Raw genomic sequence first — 15,197 nt, forward strand, 5'->3', positions numbered from 1 at the left:
TGCTCGGCCATGCCGAGTTCTACCTCGGCTCCGAATTCGATATCCACTGCGGTGGAATGGATCTGGTGTTCCCGCACCACGAGAACGAAATCGCCCAGTCCAAGGCCGCCGGAAACGGTTTCGCCCGGTATTGGTTGCACAACGGGTGGGTGACCATGGGCGGGGAGAAAATGTCGAAATCTCTCGGCAATGTGCTCTCCGTGCCGAATGTGCTCAGGCGGGTACGCCCCGTGGAATTGCGGTATTACCTGGGTAGCGCGCATTACCGTTCCATGCTCGAATATTCCGATAAAGCGCTCGCCGATGCCGCTCAGTCCTATCAGCGGCTGGAGGCGTTCGTGCGCCGGGTGGCCGAGCGCGGTGGTGAGGTTCCCATCGGTAAATGGACCGATGCCTTCGCCGCGGCCCTGGACGAAGACCTGGCGGTGCCCAAAGCGCTGGCCGAAATCCACCGTGTGGTGCACGAGGGCAACCGGGCCCTGGACGCGGGCGTCGTCGAGAGCGCGCGAGAACACGCGAGTCAGGTCCGTGCCATGCTCGGCATCCTCGGTATCGATCCGTTGGATCCGCACTGGAACAACAGCGCCGGTGATGTCTCGGCTGCGACCGCGGCACTGGAGGTGCTGGTGGGCGCCGAATTGGAGCGGCGGCAACAGGCCCGAGCGGCCAAGGACTGGGCCACCGCCGATGCGGTGCGCGACCGACTGCAGGCTGCGGGCATCGAGGTGACCGACACTCCGAACGGCCCCGAATGGGCGCTGAGCGCGCCGGCCGGAAAGGCGAACTGATGGCAGGGAATTCGCGGCGCCGCGGCGCCGTCCGCAAGGGTGGCACCAAGAAGGGGTCGGTGGTCGGTTCCGGCGGCCAGCGCCGGCGTGGTCTGGAGGGGCGGGGGCCCACACCGCCCGCCGAAATGCGCAAGAACCATCCGGCGGCTCGGCGCGCCGCCGCGAAATCGCGTGCGGCGCAGACTCGTTCGGGTGCCAAGTCAGGGCGTCCGGCGGGTCGTAAGGCCGATGACGGGCCGGAGTTGGTGCTCGGCCGTAATCCCGTGGTGGAGTGTCTGCGCGCGGGCGTGCCCGCGACGGCGCTGTATGTCGCGTTGGGCACCGAGAACGACGAACGGCTGACCGAGAGCGTGCGCATAGCCGCCGAAACCGGCATCTCCATTCTGGAAGTGCCGCGCACCGATCTGGATCGCTTGAGCGCCAACGGCTTACATCAGGGTCTGGCCCTGCAGGTGCCGCCGTACCGGTACGCCCATCCCGACGATCTGCTCGATCGGGCCGAGGAAAGTGGTCAACCCCCTCTACTGGTCGCGCTGGACAATATCTCCGATCCGCGCAATCTGGGGGCGGTGGTGCGTTCCGCGGCCGCTTTCGGCGGTCACGGGGTGGTTATCCCACAGCGGCGGAGCGCCGGTGTCACCGCGGTGGCCTGGCGTACCAGCGCCGGTGCCGCGGCTCGGTTACCGATCGCGCGTGCGACGAATCTCACTCGTACTCTGAAGGATTGGGCCTCCCGCGGGTTGCAGGTCGTGGGTTTGGATGCGGGTGGCGATATCACGATCGACGAATTCGACGGCTCCCTGCCGACCGTCGTGGTGGTCGGTTCGGAGGGTAAGGGCCTGTCGCGTCTGGTGCGGGAGACCTGTGACGCGGTGGTGAGTATTCCGATGTCGGGGCCGGTGGAGTCGCTCAACGCATCGGTGGCCGCCGGGGTTGTATTGGCCGAGGCGGCCCGTCGGCGTCGCGTCTGAAACCGCCCGGGGGCAAACGAATCCATTCGGGGATGGACCGCAAAGCCGGTCGATCCCCGTAGAATTCGTCTGGTGGTGATACCCAATCAGCCCATTGGCCAGCCGGTCGAGCATCCGCATGCAACGGCGGTGCTGGTCCTCGGAGCGCTCTGTCCACTGTGCTGCGGAATAACCGGGCCAGTGGCCTGGGTGCTGGGTAAGCGGGCCCTCGACCAGATCGAGGCGTCCGGCGGTGCCTACGGTGGTCGAACACAGGTGGTCGTCGGCTTCACCCTGGGGGTGATCGGCACCATCCTGATGATCATCATGGCCGTGCTGTACGTGCTGCTCCTGCTCGGATAGCGCGGCCGGGCTCAGCTGAGACTGGGTTGTTGTTCGGTCTCGGGCTGCTCGGGCTGCTCGTCACCGTCCCACACCGGCCATTCGTCGTTGACGGAACCGGACCAGTGGGGCGGTCGGCGTTCCCGGAATGCCGTCATGGCCTCACCGCCGTCGATTCCCTTGGTCACGTGCTCGTTCAGCTGCGTCTCCAGCCGGCCGACCATCTCGGGGGCCATTCCGACCCCCTCCCACAGCAACCGCTTGGACAGCGCGACGCTCAGTGGTGCCGATCCATTGGCGAGATCGTGGGCCACCGCCAGGGCGGTGGGCAGCACCTCGTCGGCGGGTAGGCAGGCATTGGCCAGTCCCATGGCCTTGGCCTCGTCGCCGTCGAAGGTGCGGCCGGTGAGCAGGATATCGGCGGCATTGGCCAGTCCGGCGAGCCTGGGCAGGGTCCAGTGCACATAGCCGTCGGCCAGCGCGCCCCGGCGGACCTGACTCAGCGCGTAGACCGCGTCATCCGCCATGTAGCGCAGGTCGCACTGGAGGGCCAAGGCCAGGCCGGCTCCCACGGCGTGACCGTTGACCGCCGCGATCACCGGTTTGCGCACCCGGAAGGGCGGGGGGTCGATGACCGAGCCGGCCTCACCGGAGCGGTCGGCCAGGTCGGCTCCGGCGCAGAACGCGGGTGGTGTTCCGGTGATCACCACGACCCGGATGGTGTCCTCGGTATCGCAGCGGTGCAGCGCCGCGCCGAGCTCCGCGATCATGGCAGGGTTGAAGGCGTTTTGTTTGGCCGGTCGATTGAGGGTGAGGACGGCGATGCCCGCTGAGACATCGACGAGCAGATCCGAACTCATGTCATGGATCGTAGACGGGTGTGAGTTCTTTCGTGCCCCCGGCGGTCGGGGGGTGGCCTCCGCCGGGCGGTAAATTCCACTTACCGAAGGACTTTCCGTCCGATGGCGTATTTGTGCACTTCCGTGGGGCCGTCGTAGAGCCGGAACGGGCGCATATCGCGGAAGATCATCTCCACCACGGTCTCATCGCTGACGCCGATCCCGCCGAGGATCTGCACGCAGCGGTCGGCCACCTTGAACAGTTCTTCCGAGACGAAGGACTTGGCCATCGAGCTCTCGTGTCGTGCCTTCTCGCCCTGGTCCATCAGCCAGCAGGTGTGCCAGATGGTCAGGCGACACTGGTGCAGTGCGATCTCGTTGTCGGCGATCATGAACGACACACCCTGGTGCTCTCCGAGGGTTTTGCCGAACGCGGTCCGGGTCTTGGCGTGTTCGATGGCGATGCTCTGGGCCCGTTCGGCCGCCCCCAACCAGCGCATGCAGTGGGTGAGCCGTGCGGGGGCCAGGCGCAGCTGGGCATAGCGCAGGGCCTGCCCGGCCTCACCGAGCAACGCCTCCTTGGGCAGGGTGAGCTTGTCGAAACGGACCACGCAGTGCCCGGCCACATAATTGCGGTCCATGGTGTTCATGGTGCGTTCGATGACGATTCCGGGTTGATCGCCGTCGCAGAGGAACAGGGTCGGGCCGGCCGGCAGATGCGGGTTTTCTTCCAGCCGGGCCATGATGATCCAGGTCTTGGCGCCGTTCGCGCCGGTGATGAGCCATTTGCGGCCCTCGATGGTGAAGTTCTCGCCGTCGAAGGTGGCGGTGGTGGCCAGTTGATTGGGGTCGGAACCGGCGCCCTCGGGTTCGGTCATGGCGAAGACCGATCGCTGGTGGCCCTCGATCACCGGCACCAGGTAGCGCTGGGTCTGCTCCGGGTTGGCGATCTTGGACAGCAAGAACATATTGCCCTCGTCGGGGGCGGCACAGTTCATGGCGACGGGGCCGAGGGTGGACCAGCCGGCGGCCTCGTAGAGGACGGCCTGTTCCACATGGGTGAGTCCGCGCCCGCCCAGCTCCACCGGCGCCTGAATGGTGAGCAACTTCTCCGCGCGGGCGAGTTCCACCAGTTCCTGGCGCAGTTCATCGGTGGGGCCGTGCGAAGTGAGCCGGGGATCGCGTTCGTAGGGCACGATCTTGTCGACGATGAACCGGCGGATCCGATCACGTTCGGCGGCGAGGTCGGCGGGAATCGAGAAGTCGATCATCGAGGGTCACCTTCTGCTCGGGGGCGCGCTGAGACGAGCATACGAAATCGGCCGAGACCGACTGAAGGCAGATGCCTGCAATAGATGATTCCGCTGCTGGGGTCTATTTCAGCGCACTCGGGAGACCTGTCGCCGCCGGCTGCCGATCAGTCGGCAGCCCAGGTAGATCACGAACGAGATGGTCGTGACGAAGGTCGATACCGGGGCGCCCGGTGCGAGCGAGAGCAGTATTCCGCCGACCGCCGAGACCTCCGCGAAGATCACGGCGAGCACAGTGGCCCGCACCGGATCGGCGGTGAGTTGGGCCGCCGCGGCGGCCGGGGTGATCAGCAGGGCCAGCACCAGCAGGGCTCCGACAATCTGCACCCCGAAGGCGGCGGTGATGCCGAGCATGACCGCGAACACGATCGACAGGGCCCGCACCGGCACACCGCGCGCCACCGCCACCTCGGGATCGGTGCTGGCGAACAGTAGTGGGCGGTAGATCACGGCCGTTACCGCGAGCACCGCCGCGGTGCATATGGCGAGCAGGGCCAGCCCGTCGTAACCGACCCCGACCACCTGCCCGGTGAGCAGTGAGAACTTGGAGCCCGCGCGTTCGGGTCCGAGCCACAGGAACAACACCGACAGCCCCAGGCCGAACGACAGCACCACTGCGATCACCGAATCGCGTTCCTTGGCCCGAGCGCCGAGCACCCCGAACAGCACTGCCGCCACCACCGAACCGGCGATAGCGCCGGCTCCGACACCGATACCGGCCAGCAGGGCCGCCGCCGCGCCGGTGAGTGACAATTCGCTGGTGCCGTGTACCGCGAACGACATCTGCCTACTGATGATCAGCGGTCCGATCATCCCGGCCAGAAGTCCGAGCAGCGCCGCCGCGGCGATCGCCTGTTGCACGAAGTCGTAGCCCAGAAGATCGACGGTGGTCGTGATGTCGAACATGCGCGCCACGACATCGGAGAGTTTGTCCATCAGTCACGCACCCGGTCGGTTTCGGTGATGTTGTCGGGGTCGCGATGCGGGATACCGGGTTCGCCGTGGCAGTGCGCGCCCGCGGCGCCGAGCGCATCCATGGTGTCCCCGGTGCCGACCACGACCAGGCGGCCGCGGACCCGGAGCACATCGACTTCGGTTCGGTACAGCTCGGACAGCACCGCGGAGGTCATCACCTCGTCCGGGGTACCGATCCGGAATCGTCCGTCCACCAGATACAGCACCCGGTCCACCAGCGGAAGGACCGGATTGATCTCATGGGTGACGAACAGCACCGCCGTATCGTGTTCGCGACGGCGGCGATCGATCAGTTCCGAAACCAGACGCTGATTGGCCAGGTCCAGACTGAGCAGCGGTTCATCGCACAGCAGCACCGACGGATCGCCCACCAGCGCCTGCGCCACCCGCAGCCGTTGCTGTTCCCCGCCGGACATGCTCTCCAGCGGGGCGTCGGCGAAATTCTGGGCGCCGACAGCGGCAATGGCGGCCGCGACCCGACGTCGCCGCTCGGCCCGGCCGCGCAACCCCGGCCCCCACCGATGCCCGTCCACGCCCAGACCCACCAGGTCCGTTCCGCGTAGCTGAACCCCGGCATCGATGGTGCGTTGTTGGGGCACATAACCGATGGCCGGGTGCCCGACCCGGGCGGGGGCGCCGGCGATTCGGACGGTGCCCGAGGTCAGGGCCAGTTGGCCGAGCAGCACCCGCAGGAGGGAGGTCTTGCCCGAGCCGTTCGGACCGAGGACGGCCACGAATTCGCCCGGGGCGACCGTCAGGTCGAGGTTCCGCCACAGAGTGCGCTCTCCGAAGGACAGGGTGGCGGCGTCGAGTTGTATGGCGGGTGGTACGTCGGCGGGAGGGATTTCCGTGGGGCGGGTACCGGCCGGTGCCGAACCGTTCGACTCGGTGGCGGGAAGGTCGTGTCCTCGACCGTGAGCGTCGACCGCGGGTGCGGCGTCGTTGTCGACGGCCGCCTTCGCGCTGTTCGTGCGTATGTCCGTCTCGCTCATTCGATCGATCCGTTCCTTCCGGGTCGGCGTGGCCGTCAGCCGATGGCGGCGGCCAAGGCCTCCGCGTTCTTCTTCTGCCAGGTCACGAAGTCGAGGTCGGGCGGCAGCGTCTCGGTGACCTCGACCACCGGTATGCCCGCGGCGGTGGCCGCGGCGCGCAGGCCACGGCTCACCGGGTCCTCGGTCTGCACGTTGTAGACCAGTATCCGGACCCGCTTGGCGGTGATCAGATCGCGGATCGCCGCGATGGAGGCCGGTGACGGGTCGGTTTCCTGTTCGATGGCTTCCTGGTAGTCGTGCGGCGTCCGGTCCACCGTATCGGCATCCCGGAGCAGGTAGTGCGCGAGCGGCTCGGTCTGCAGGATCGGGGTGCGCGGATGGTCGGCGGCGATCTTGTCGGTAATGGCGCCGATCGCGGTCAGCCGGTCCCGCAGCGCCCGGGCGCGATCGGCGTAGGCGGCGGCGTGTTCGGGATCCAGGGTGCCCAGTTCGGCGCCGATACGTTCGGCGACCAGGCCGACCGTGTCCATGTCGTACCAGACGTGCTCGTTCTCGTCGTCGGCGATATCGTCGGCCCGCAGTGCGACGGCCTCGACCGCGGGCTTGTCCCGGTGGGCGAGCAGCTTGTCGATGAACTCGTCGTAGTGGCCGCCGTTGTAGACGACCAGATCGGCGTCGCTGATACGAGCCGATTCGACGGCCGAGGTTTCGTGGGAGTGCGGGTCGGCGCCGGGGTCGGCGATTATCGCCGAGACATCGGCGTCCGGTCCGGCGACGGTGGCGGCGATATCGGCCCACACATTGGTGGAGGCGACCACCGAGGGCTTGTCGGAGGTCGCATCGGAACCGCCGCAGGCGACGAGGTTCAGGGAGGCGATCAGCCCCACGGTGATTCCGACGACGCTGCGGGCAAGGTCGATACGCACGGTGAGGCCCTACTTTACGCTAATGGAAACCGTTTCCGTTTAATGTAGCAGGGTGGAAACGGGCATTACCAACCGGTAGGTGTGACCGGAGGCATTGCGGCGGCAGAGGCCGGGTCGTGGTATCGGTCCGGCCTCTGCGACACATATCCGAACGAGACATATCCGAACGAGCGGGTCAGCCGACCAGGGCTTCGGCCGGCTGCGCGAGCAGCTGCGCGCAGCGGAGCAGGCCCAGATGGCTGTAGGCCTGCGGGTGGTTGCCGAGCGAGCGCTCGGCAACCGGATCGTACTCCTCGCTGAGCAGACCGGTGGGTCCGGCGACATCCACCAACTGCGCGAACAGCGCCTCGGCGTCGGAACGCTTACCGATCAGCAGGTATGCCTCCACCAGCCAGGCCGCGCACAGGTGGAATCCACCCTCGCCACCGGGCAATCCGTCGTCGTGGTGGTACCGGTACACGGTGGAACCGCTGCGCAGCTCCGCCTCCGTGGCCACGACCGTGGCCGCGAACCGCGGATCCGAGGGGTCGATCAACCCGCTGAGCCCGATATGCAGCGTCGCCGCATCCAGATCGGTTCCGTCGTAGGCGGCGGTGTAGGACTGGACCTCGTCGTTCCACCCTTTGGTCTTCACCTCGTCGGCGATGGTTTCGCGCAGTTCCGGCCAGGTGGGATCGATCTTGCGGCCGAACTTCTGCGCCAGGGTGATCGCCCGGTCCACGGTCAGCCAGCCCATCACCTTGGAGTAGACGTGGTGGCGCGGGTTCCCGCGGATCTCCCAGATTCCGTGGTCGGGTTCCTGCCAACGCCGTTGCACGGCCTCCACCATGGCGCACACCAGCTCCCAGTCGGCGTCCGGCAGAGCCGTCTTCGGGTCGGTGATGCCCTTGCGTTCGCGCGCGTGAGCCAGATTGGCGATGAGGTCCACGATCGGGCCGAAAACGTCCAGCTGGACCTGCATATTCGCCGCGTTGCCCACCCGTACCGGGCGGGAACCGGCGTAACCGGGCAACTGGTCGATAACCGCCTCCGGCGGCAGCGTCTCGCCGTAGATGGTGTAGAGCGGGTGCAGACGTTCCGGTCCGGGCAGGGTTTCCAGCACCCGATGCACCCAGGCCAGATACCGATCGGCCTCACGCAGCGAACCCAGCGAGACCAGCGCCGAGGCGGTGAGTGCCGCGTCGCGCAACCAGCAGTAGCGGTAGTCCCAGTTGCGCACCCCGCCGATCTCCTCCGGCAGCGAGGTGGTGGCCGCGGCCAGGATGGAGCCCGAGGGCTCGTGGACCAGGCCGCGCAGGGTGAGCGCGGAGCGTTTCATCAGGTCCGGCTTCAGCGCCGGCAGCTCCAGCCTCTCCGCCCATTCGAACCAGTAGGACTCGGCCTTACGGCGCCGCTGCGGCTCATCGATCGGCGCCGGCCCCAGATCGTCGGTGCCGCAACGCAGCTCCAGCACGATTGGGCCGTTCGATGGATCGATCACCGCGCGCGCCGAATCGTGGACGCCGTCGCTCTCGATCTCCCACCGGACGCCGGGGGAGCGCAGCACCATCGGATCGTTGGTGCCCCGCACCCGAAGTCCGTCGGATTCGATATCGATCGATACCTGCACCTGGCCGAATTCCGGTCGCGGTGCGAAGGTCACCACCGCTTGGGTGTGTCCGGTGACCACCCGGGTCAGATCGGTGCGCTCGGCATCGACGTCATGCGGCAGGTAGTCGATGACCTGCAGCTTGGCCCAACGGGTTTCGACCGTCATGGTGCCGTCGATATAGCGCTGCGACAGCGGAAGTCCCGGGCGCAGCGGAGCGATGCCGAAATGCCCCGCATCCGGGCCGCCCAGCAGATGGGCGAAGACGGCGGCCGAATCCGGCTCCGGATGACAGAACCAGGTGACGGTGGCATCGGGGGTGAGCAGCGCCACCGAGCGCGGGCTGGCGAGCATGGTGAGTCGTTCGATCCGGGGCACACTGGCGCCGGCCAGCCAGGTGCGTCGCTCCTCGAGCAGATAGGCCAGGGCGTAGGCCACCTCCTCGGTGGAGGACACCCGGTATTTGGCCAGGCTTTCGCCCTCGCCGACCTTGATGCCGATATCCGGTCCCGAGAGCACTCGGAACGCCTTCTCGTCGGTGACGTCGTCGCCGAAGAACACCGCCGCCGACGCCCCCTCCTGGTGCCGGATGGTGTTCAGCGCGGTGCCTTTGTCGGTGGGTACGACGGCCAGTTCGATCACCGCTTTGCCCTCGGTGACCTGCACCCCGACCCAGCAGGCCGGCCCCTGACGGACCTGGTTCAGCGCGCGGCGGCCGACCTCGGGAGCGGCATTGCGGACGTGCAGCGCGACACTGGCGGGCTTGACCTCGACGGCGACCCCGGGGTTTTCCGCGGCGATCTGATTCAGTGTGGTGATGATCTCGCGCAACAGTTGTTTGGCGTCGCTATCGATGGCGTGAACGAACCCGACATCGAATTCGGAACCGTGGCTGCCGATCAGTTGCACCTCGACCGGCAGTCGTGACAGAGCCGCCAGATCACGCAGTGCGCGGCCGGAGATGACGGCCGCTGTGGTACCGCTCAATCCGGCCAGCGCACGTAAGGCGCGGACGGATTCTCCATGCGGGTAGGCCTTTGTCGGATCGGACACGATGGGCGCGATCGTTCCGTCGTAATCCGATGCGACCAGTAGCCGTGGCACGCGTGCAACCGTCGACAGGGCACGACGAAGTTCCAGTGGCAAGTCCTGTGCGCTCACCGGGAAAGCGTAGCGCGGATACGCGGTGGGTCGGATATGGGCGCAACCACGTCGAACCCGGTGGGCGCACCGAGATCAGGAACGGTTGCCGAGCAAGAGGTCGACGGTCAGTTCCAGCCGCTCGGAGACATCGGTGGCCGAGGCGCGACGAGTGAGCCAGGCCACCAGGTTGGACAGCCATACGTCGCTGATCACCCGGGCGATGGCGAGTTGGCGCTCGGTGGGTTCCCCGTCGTTCATGGCGCGAGCGAAGACCCGGTCCATAACCTTGCCGACCCGATCCACCTCGGCGGCGGCAGAGGCGTCGGCGAACATGAAGGCGCGGGTCATCGCCTCGGTGAGCAGCGGGTCGCGCTGCATCATTCGGGTGATCTGGGCGAGCAGGACATGCATCCGCTCCTGTGGGGTCTGCCCGGACAGCGGTTTGCGTTTGCTCTCGAACTGCTCGAACTCCCGGGCCAGTGCCGAGACCAATAGGTGCACCTTGGACGGGAAGTACCGATAGAGAGTGCCCACCGCCACATCCGCCCGTTCGGCCACCGCCCGCATCTGCACCGCGTCGTAGCCGCCCTTCGAGGCCAGGGCCAGGGTCGCGTCGAGGATGCGCTTGCGTCGTTCGCGTTGCGCCGCCGAACTCAACTCGTCCTCCCGCAGCGTGGTGACGGTGGCGGCGGGCAGCGCGCTCGAATCGTCGGGCCGGGATCGGGAGGGGGTGGCCATGGTGGTCCTTTCCGCAAGACGGGTACGTACGCGTTTCGCTCCGGGTGGCCGATGGGTCTCTTGACTTCCGCCCGGCGTGGATATTAGAACATGTTCTAGGTGTGGGAGTCACGCCGGAAAGGCGGTATGGACTGTGACCATCGCCACCACTGACGAGCATAAAGCCGTTCAGGAGTCGATGAGTCGATGGGCAGCGGCGGCCCGACCGATTGCAACAATGCGGACCGACCCAACCGACTTCTGGCGGGCTTACTGGTCGACATTGACCGAATTGGGAATTTTCCACGTCGCGGTTCCCGAGGCCGCAGGCGGGGCGGGTGGATCGGTCTACGATCTGGCCGTTTTCCTCGAACAGGCGGCCTGTGACCTGGTCGGTGGACCGGTGCTGACCACCGCGGTCGCCGGTCTGGTGACCGCCGGGCGGCTATCCGAGCAGCAGCCGTGCGGTATCGCGCTGGACACGGTCACGGGCCCGGCAAGCCCCGGCCGCACCGAGGACCCGGCCACCGCCCCGACACTCGAGGCCACCGACGGCGCGTGGTTGCTCGGCGGCAGCTGGGAGTCCGTGCTCGGCGCCGCGCCGGGAACCGCGGTACTGCTACCGGTGGACACCACCGAGGGTCGGCGCTGGTGTCTGGTCGATCCGGGGGCGCCCGGTCTGCGGATCGAACCGCTGAAACCACTCGATCTCACGACACCACTGGCCCGGGTGCGCGCCACGGCGGTGCCGGTGGCCGCCGACGCGGTATTCGCCCCGGACCACGCGGTCGAGGACCTGATCGTGGCGCTGGCCACGGCGGAACTGGCGGGTGTCGCCGGATGGTGTCTGGAGACCGCGGCCGAGTACGCCAAGGTGCGCGAACAGTTCGGCCGCAAGATCGGTTCGTTCCAAGCGGTCAAACACATCTGCGCCTGGATGCTGTGCCGCACCGAGCTCGTGCGGGCCGTCGCCGCAGATGCCGCGGCCGCCGTCGACTCCGGCGGTGCCGAACTGTCCATCGCCGCGGCCATCGCGGCCGCGACGAGCCTGGACGCCGCGGTGGAAACCGCCAAGGACTGTATCCAAGTGCTCGGCGGGATCGGTTTCACCTGGGAACACGACGCCCACCTGTATCTGCGCCGGGCGGTGGCCCTGCGCCAACTATTGGGCGGGTCGAGTCACTGGCGCACCCGGGTCACCGAGCTGACCCGCGCTGGTCTGCGGCGCACCACCGGCGCGGACCGGGTGTTCGCGGACGCGGCGCGGATCACCGGTGCCGCCGACGAAACGGGCGACACCGGGTTGGCTGCCGAAGTGGCCCGTATCGCCGCGCTACCGGTCGCGGAGCAGCGCGCCGCGCTGGCCGAGGCGGGGCTGATCATGCCGCACTGGCCCAAGCCCTACGGTCGGGCCGCCGATCCGATGACCGGCCTGGTCATCTCGGAGGAACTGCGTCGCGCCGGACTGACCGTGCCGGATCTGACCATCGGCGGCTGGGCCGTGCCGACCCTGCTCCAGCACGGCACCCCCGAACAGATCGAGCGTTTCGCCTGGCCGACCCTGCGCGGTGAGGTGGTGTGGTGCCAGCTGTTCAGCGAACCGGAGGCCGGTTCCGATCTGGCCGCGCTACGCACCACCGCCACCCGAACCGACGGCGGCTGGATACTACGCGGACAGAAGGTATGGACCTCACTGGCCGAAAAAGCCAATTGGGCGATCTGCCTGGCCCGCACCGATCCGGCCGCGCCGAAGCACAAGGGGATCAGCTACTTCCTGGTCGATATGCGCGCCGCCGGGATCGATATCCGGCCCCTGGTACAGATCACCGGGGAGGCGCGGTTCAGTGAGGTCTTCCTCGACGATGTCTTCGTTCCGGACGACTGCGTGGTCGGTGAGCTGGGCAACGGTTGGAAGATCGCTCGCTCCACCCTATCGGCCGAACGGGTGGCCATGAGCGGCAACGGTATCGGTCGCACCCTCGAAGAACTCATAGCGAAACTGCCCGCCGGCGGTCCGGGCGCGGAACTGGTCAACGATCGGTTGGGTGGTTTCGTGGCCGAGGCCATTGCCGGTCTGCTGTTGGAACAGCGCGCCGCGGTGCGGATTCTGGCCGGTGATGATCCGGCCGCCCAGAGCAGTGTGCGCAAGCTGGTGGGAGTGCGGCACCGCCAAGCGGTCGCCGAGTTCGCCGTGGAGGTGGCCGGCCCGATGGGTGGACACGATACCGAGGACACCGCGGAGTTCCTGCTCACCCGCTGTTTGTCCATTGCGGGTGGAACCGAGCAGATCCTGCTGACCGTGGCCGCCGAGCGCATTCTCGGACTGCCCCGCGACGTGGCCGGCTAGTTCGAAGCGACAACTGGGAGATCGAGCGTGGACTTCACCAGAGACGAGGCCCAAGACGCGGTGGCCGAGGTCGTCGTCGGGTTACTGGAACGGGAACCGGCGCGCGACGCCGGACTATGGCCGGCCCTGGTGTCGACCGGACTGTTGGCGGTGGCCCTACCGGAACGCTGCGGCGGAGACGGGATGGGCGTGGACGGGGTTTCGGTGCTGCTCACCGAGCTGGCCGCCGACGCCGTGACCGCGCCCGCCCTGCCTACCCTGGGATTCGGGGTGCTGACCCTGCTCGGGGCGGCCCCCGAGCCGCTGGCCGACAAGGTCTTTCCCGCGGTGGCCGAAGGGGCGATCCTCACCGCCGCGCTGGGCGAACCGGGCGCGCCGCTGGGCACCCCGCCGGCGACCACCGCGCGGCGCGTCGGTGACACTGTGCGGATCAACGGCTACAAGACCGTCGTGCCCTGCGCCGAACAGGCCCGTTGGCTGTTGGTGCCCACCGATGCCGGGGTGGCCCTCGTCGAGTCGGACGCCGCGGGGATCACCCGCACCGATACACCCGTCTCGGGTGGGCTGCCCGAGTCGGCGGTGCGTTTCGAGGATGTGGAGATTCCCGCCGAACAGTTGCTCCCCGAGGCCGGACCTCGGCTGTGTCGGGCGGTGTTGGCCTCTATCGGAGCCGTGGCCGACGGTCTGCTGAAGGGCGCGCTGACCCTTACCGCCGAACATGTGCGCAGCCGCCGCCAGTTCAACCGGCCATTGGCCGAATTCCAGGCGGTCGCCCAGCAGATCGCCGACCTGTACGTGGTCTCGCGAACCCTGCACGCCGCCGCGCTCTCGGCCAACTGGGCGCTGGGACAGGATGATCCGAGCGAGGAGCATCAGCGGCGCGTCGACGACGATCTGAACGTTCTCGCCTATACGGTGGCCGCGGAATTGCCGCGCGCCATGCAGAAATGTCACCACCTGCACGGCGGTATCGGCGTCGATATGACGCATCCGATGCACCGCTACTACTCACAGGCCAAAGACCTCACCCGCTGGCTGGGTGGAGCGTCGCTTCGCCTCGACCTCTTGGGGGCCGAATGTTCATCGACCTGACCAGCGAACAGCGCGCGTTACGCGACGAGTTACGCGCCTACTTCAGCACCCTCGTCACGCCGGAGGAAGAGGCCGAGATGGCCGTCAACCGGCATGGTGACGCCTATCGCGCGGTGGTGCGTCGAATGGGCCGCGACGGGTGGCTGGGCGTGGGCTGGCCGAAGGAATACGGTGGCCAGGGCTTCGGTCCGGTCGAACAGCAGATCTTCTACAACGAAGCCTCCCGGGCCGATGTCCCGCTCCCGCTGGTGACCCTGCTGACCGTGGGCCCGACTCTGCAACAGTTCGGCACCGAGGAGCAGAAGCAGCGTTTTCTGCCCGGTATCCTCACCGGTGATATCCATTTCGCCATCGGCTACTCCGAACCGGAGGCCGGTACCGACCTGGCGGCGCTGCGCACCACCGCGGTGCGCGACGAATCCGGCGACTGGATCGTCAACGGGCAGAAGATCTTCACCACCGGCGCGCACGAGGCCGACTTCATCTGGTTGGCCTGCCGCACCGGCACGGTGGAATCGCGGCACCGCGGAATCACCATCCTCATCGCCGATACCTCCGACCCCGGTTATTCGTGGACGCCGATCATCACCGCCGACGGCGCCCACCACACCAATGCCACCTATTTCGACGATGTTCGGGTGCCGGCGAACATGCTGGTCGGCGAGGAGAACAAGGGTTGGCGGCTGATCACCACCCAGCTCAACCACGAGCGGGTGAGTTTGGGTCCGTCCGGCAAGATCGAACAACTCTACGACCGGGTGCGGCAGTGGGCCGCCCCGCGCGGAGTGCTCGACGAACCGGAGGTGCGGCGGTTGCTCGGGCGTATCCATGCCATGGTGCGGTTGAACGAGCTGCTGAACTGGCAGGTCGCCGCCACCGCCGAGCGTGCCGAAAGTGACCAGGCGCAGGTGATCGCAGACGCCTCGGCCACCAAGGTCTACTCCACCGAATCGCTCCAGGAGGCGGGCCGGTTGGCGGAGGAGATCGTGGGCCGCTACGGCGATCCGGCCGATCCTGCCACCGGCGAGTTGCTGACCTGGCTGGACCGACGCACCAAACAGAACCTGGTGGTGACCTTCGGCGGCGGCGTCAACGAGGTGATGCGCGAACTCATCGCCTCCTCCGGGCTGAAACTGCCGCGCGTGCCGCGGTGAGACCGACCTGTCGAACCCTCTGACACGAAGGAGC

13 protein-coding genes are annotated in these 15,197 nt (G+C 67.5%); 6 read left to right on the forward strand and 7 right to left on the reverse strand.

What is annotated here, in order from left to right:
* The 3 genes from ON32_RS01675 to ON32_RS01685 form a co-directional block, all read left to right on the forward strand.
* Positions 1-788: DALR domain-containing protein (locus ON32_RS01675; RefSeq protein WP_040788193.1), on the forward strand; the 788-nt coding region annotated here is incomplete at its 5' end.
* A complete protein-coding gene (gene rlmB, locus ON32_RS01680; protein ID WP_040788280.1) occupies positions 788-1,759 on the forward strand; it encodes a 23S rRNA (guanosine(2251)-2'-O)-methyltransferase RlmB in 972 nt (323 codons plus the stop codon). The genes ON32_RS01675 and rlmB, both read left to right, overlap by 1 nt.
* Positions 1,760-1,831: 72 nt before the next feature.
* Complete coding sequence (locus ON32_RS01685) at positions 1,832-2,101, forward strand: DUF4190 domain-containing protein (protein ID WP_040788194.1); 270 nt, start codon at positions 1,832-1,834, stop codon at positions 2,099-2,101.
* Between the two features lie 11 nt (positions 2,102-2,112).
* Here ON32_RS01685 and ON32_RS01690 read toward each other — a convergent pair whose 3' ends face one another.
* The 7 genes from ON32_RS01690 to kstR form a co-directional block, all read right to left on the reverse strand.
* On the reverse strand, positions 2,113-2,940 hold the full coding sequence (locus ON32_RS01690; protein WP_040788195.1) for an enoyl-CoA hydratase/isomerase family protein: 828 nt from the start codon (positions 2,938-2,940) through the stop codon (positions 2,113-2,115).
* Positions 2,941-3,020: 80 nt separating this feature from the next.
* Entirely contained in the window at positions 3,021-4,190 is a 1,170-nt protein-coding gene (locus tag ON32_RS01695; RefSeq protein WP_040788196.1) for an acyl-CoA dehydrogenase family protein, read from the reverse strand.
* 108 nt (positions 4,191-4,298) lie between these two features.
* Positions 4,299-5,165, reverse strand: coding sequence for a metal ABC transporter permease (locus ON32_RS01700; RefSeq protein ID WP_373284234.1), 867 nt, complete (start codon positions 5,163-5,165; stop codon positions 4,299-4,301).
* Positions 5,165-6,196, reverse strand: coding sequence for a metal ABC transporter ATP-binding protein (locus ON32_RS01705; protein ID WP_083873877.1), 1,032 nt, complete (start codon positions 6,194-6,196; stop codon positions 5,165-5,167). The genes ON32_RS01700 and ON32_RS01705 overlap by 1 nt, the downstream gene beginning before the upstream one ends.
* A 35-nt stretch (positions 6,197-6,231) precedes the next feature.
* The gene (locus tag ON32_RS01710; protein WP_040788198.1) at positions 6,232-7,122 is read right to left on the reverse strand and encodes a metal ABC transporter solute-binding protein, Zn/Mn family; all 891 of its coding nucleotides are present in this window, start codon (positions 7,120-7,122) and stop codon (positions 6,232-6,234) included.
* Positions 7,123-7,297: 175 nt separating this feature from the next.
* Positions 7,298-9,871, reverse strand: coding sequence for a trehalose-phosphatase (gene otsB / locus ON32_RS01715; protein ID WP_040788199.1), 2,574 nt, complete (start codon positions 9,869-9,871; stop codon positions 7,298-7,300).
* A gap of 75 nt (positions 9,872-9,946) precedes the next feature.
* Positions 9,947-10,591: a cholesterol catabolism transcriptional regulator KstR gene (gene kstR / locus ON32_RS01720; protein ID WP_040788200.1), complete on the reverse strand. Its 645-nt coding sequence runs from the start codon at positions 10,589-10,591 to the stop codon at positions 9,947-9,949.
* A gap of 133 nt (positions 10,592-10,724) precedes the next feature.
* Here kstR and ON32_RS01725 point away from each other — a divergent pair, with 133 nt between their 5' ends.
* From ON32_RS01725 to ON32_RS01735, 3 genes are read left to right on the forward strand one after another with little or no spacing between them, the layout of a single operon-like run.
* Positions 10,725-12,917, forward strand: coding sequence for an acyl-CoA dehydrogenase family protein (locus ON32_RS01725; RefSeq protein WP_040788201.1), 2,193 nt, complete (start codon positions 10,725-10,727; stop codon positions 12,915-12,917).
* A gap of 27 nt (positions 12,918-12,944) precedes the next feature.
* Complete coding sequence (locus ON32_RS01730; RefSeq protein WP_040788202.1) at positions 12,945-14,009, forward strand: acyl-CoA dehydrogenase family protein; 1,065 nt, start codon at positions 12,945-12,947, stop codon at positions 14,007-14,009.
* On the forward strand, positions 13,994-15,163 hold the full coding sequence (locus tag ON32_RS01735) for an acyl-CoA dehydrogenase family protein (RefSeq protein WP_040788203.1): 1,170 nt from the start codon (positions 13,994-13,996) through the stop codon (positions 15,161-15,163). Before ON32_RS01730 ends, ON32_RS01735 begins: the two co-directional genes overlap by 16 nt.
* Positions 15,164-15,197: the final 34 nt, after the last annotated feature.

The sequence above is a fragment of the Nocardia paucivorans NBRC 100373 genome, from assembly GCF_000308675.1.
GTDB lineage: Bacteria > Actinomycetota > Actinomycetes > Mycobacteriales > Mycobacteriaceae > Nocardia > Nocardia paucivorans.

What these genes read in the sequence shown, in the direction of transcription:
- rlmB (WP_040788280.1), top strand. Translation starts at nt 788, where the DNA reads ATGGCAGGGAATTCGCGGCGCCGCGGCGCCGTCCGCAAGGGTGGCACC.
- ON32_RS01690 (WP_040788195.1), bottom strand. Translation starts at nt 2,940, where the DNA reads ATGAGTTCGGATCTGCTCGTCGATGTCTCAGCGGGCATCGCCGTCCTC.
- ON32_RS01695 (WP_040788196.1), bottom strand. Translation starts at nt 4,190, where the DNA reads ATGATCGACTTCTCGATTCCCGCCGACCTCGCCGCCGAACGTGATCGG.
- ON32_RS01700 (WP_373284234.1), bottom strand. Translation starts at nt 5,165, where the DNA reads ATGGACAAACTCTCCGATGTCGTGGCGCGCATGTTCGACATCACGACC.
- ON32_RS01705 (WP_083873877.1), bottom strand. Translation starts at nt 6,196, where the DNA reads ATGAGCGAGACGGACATACGCACGAACAGCGCGAAGGCGGCCGTCGAC.
- kstR (WP_040788200.1), bottom strand. Translation starts at nt 10,591, where the DNA reads ATGGCCACCCCCTCCCGATCCCGGCCCGACGATTCGAGCGCGCTGCCC.
- ON32_RS01735 (WP_040788203.1), top strand. Translation starts at nt 13,994, where the DNA reads ATGTTCATCGACCTGACCAGCGAACAGCGCGCGTTACGCGACGAGTTA.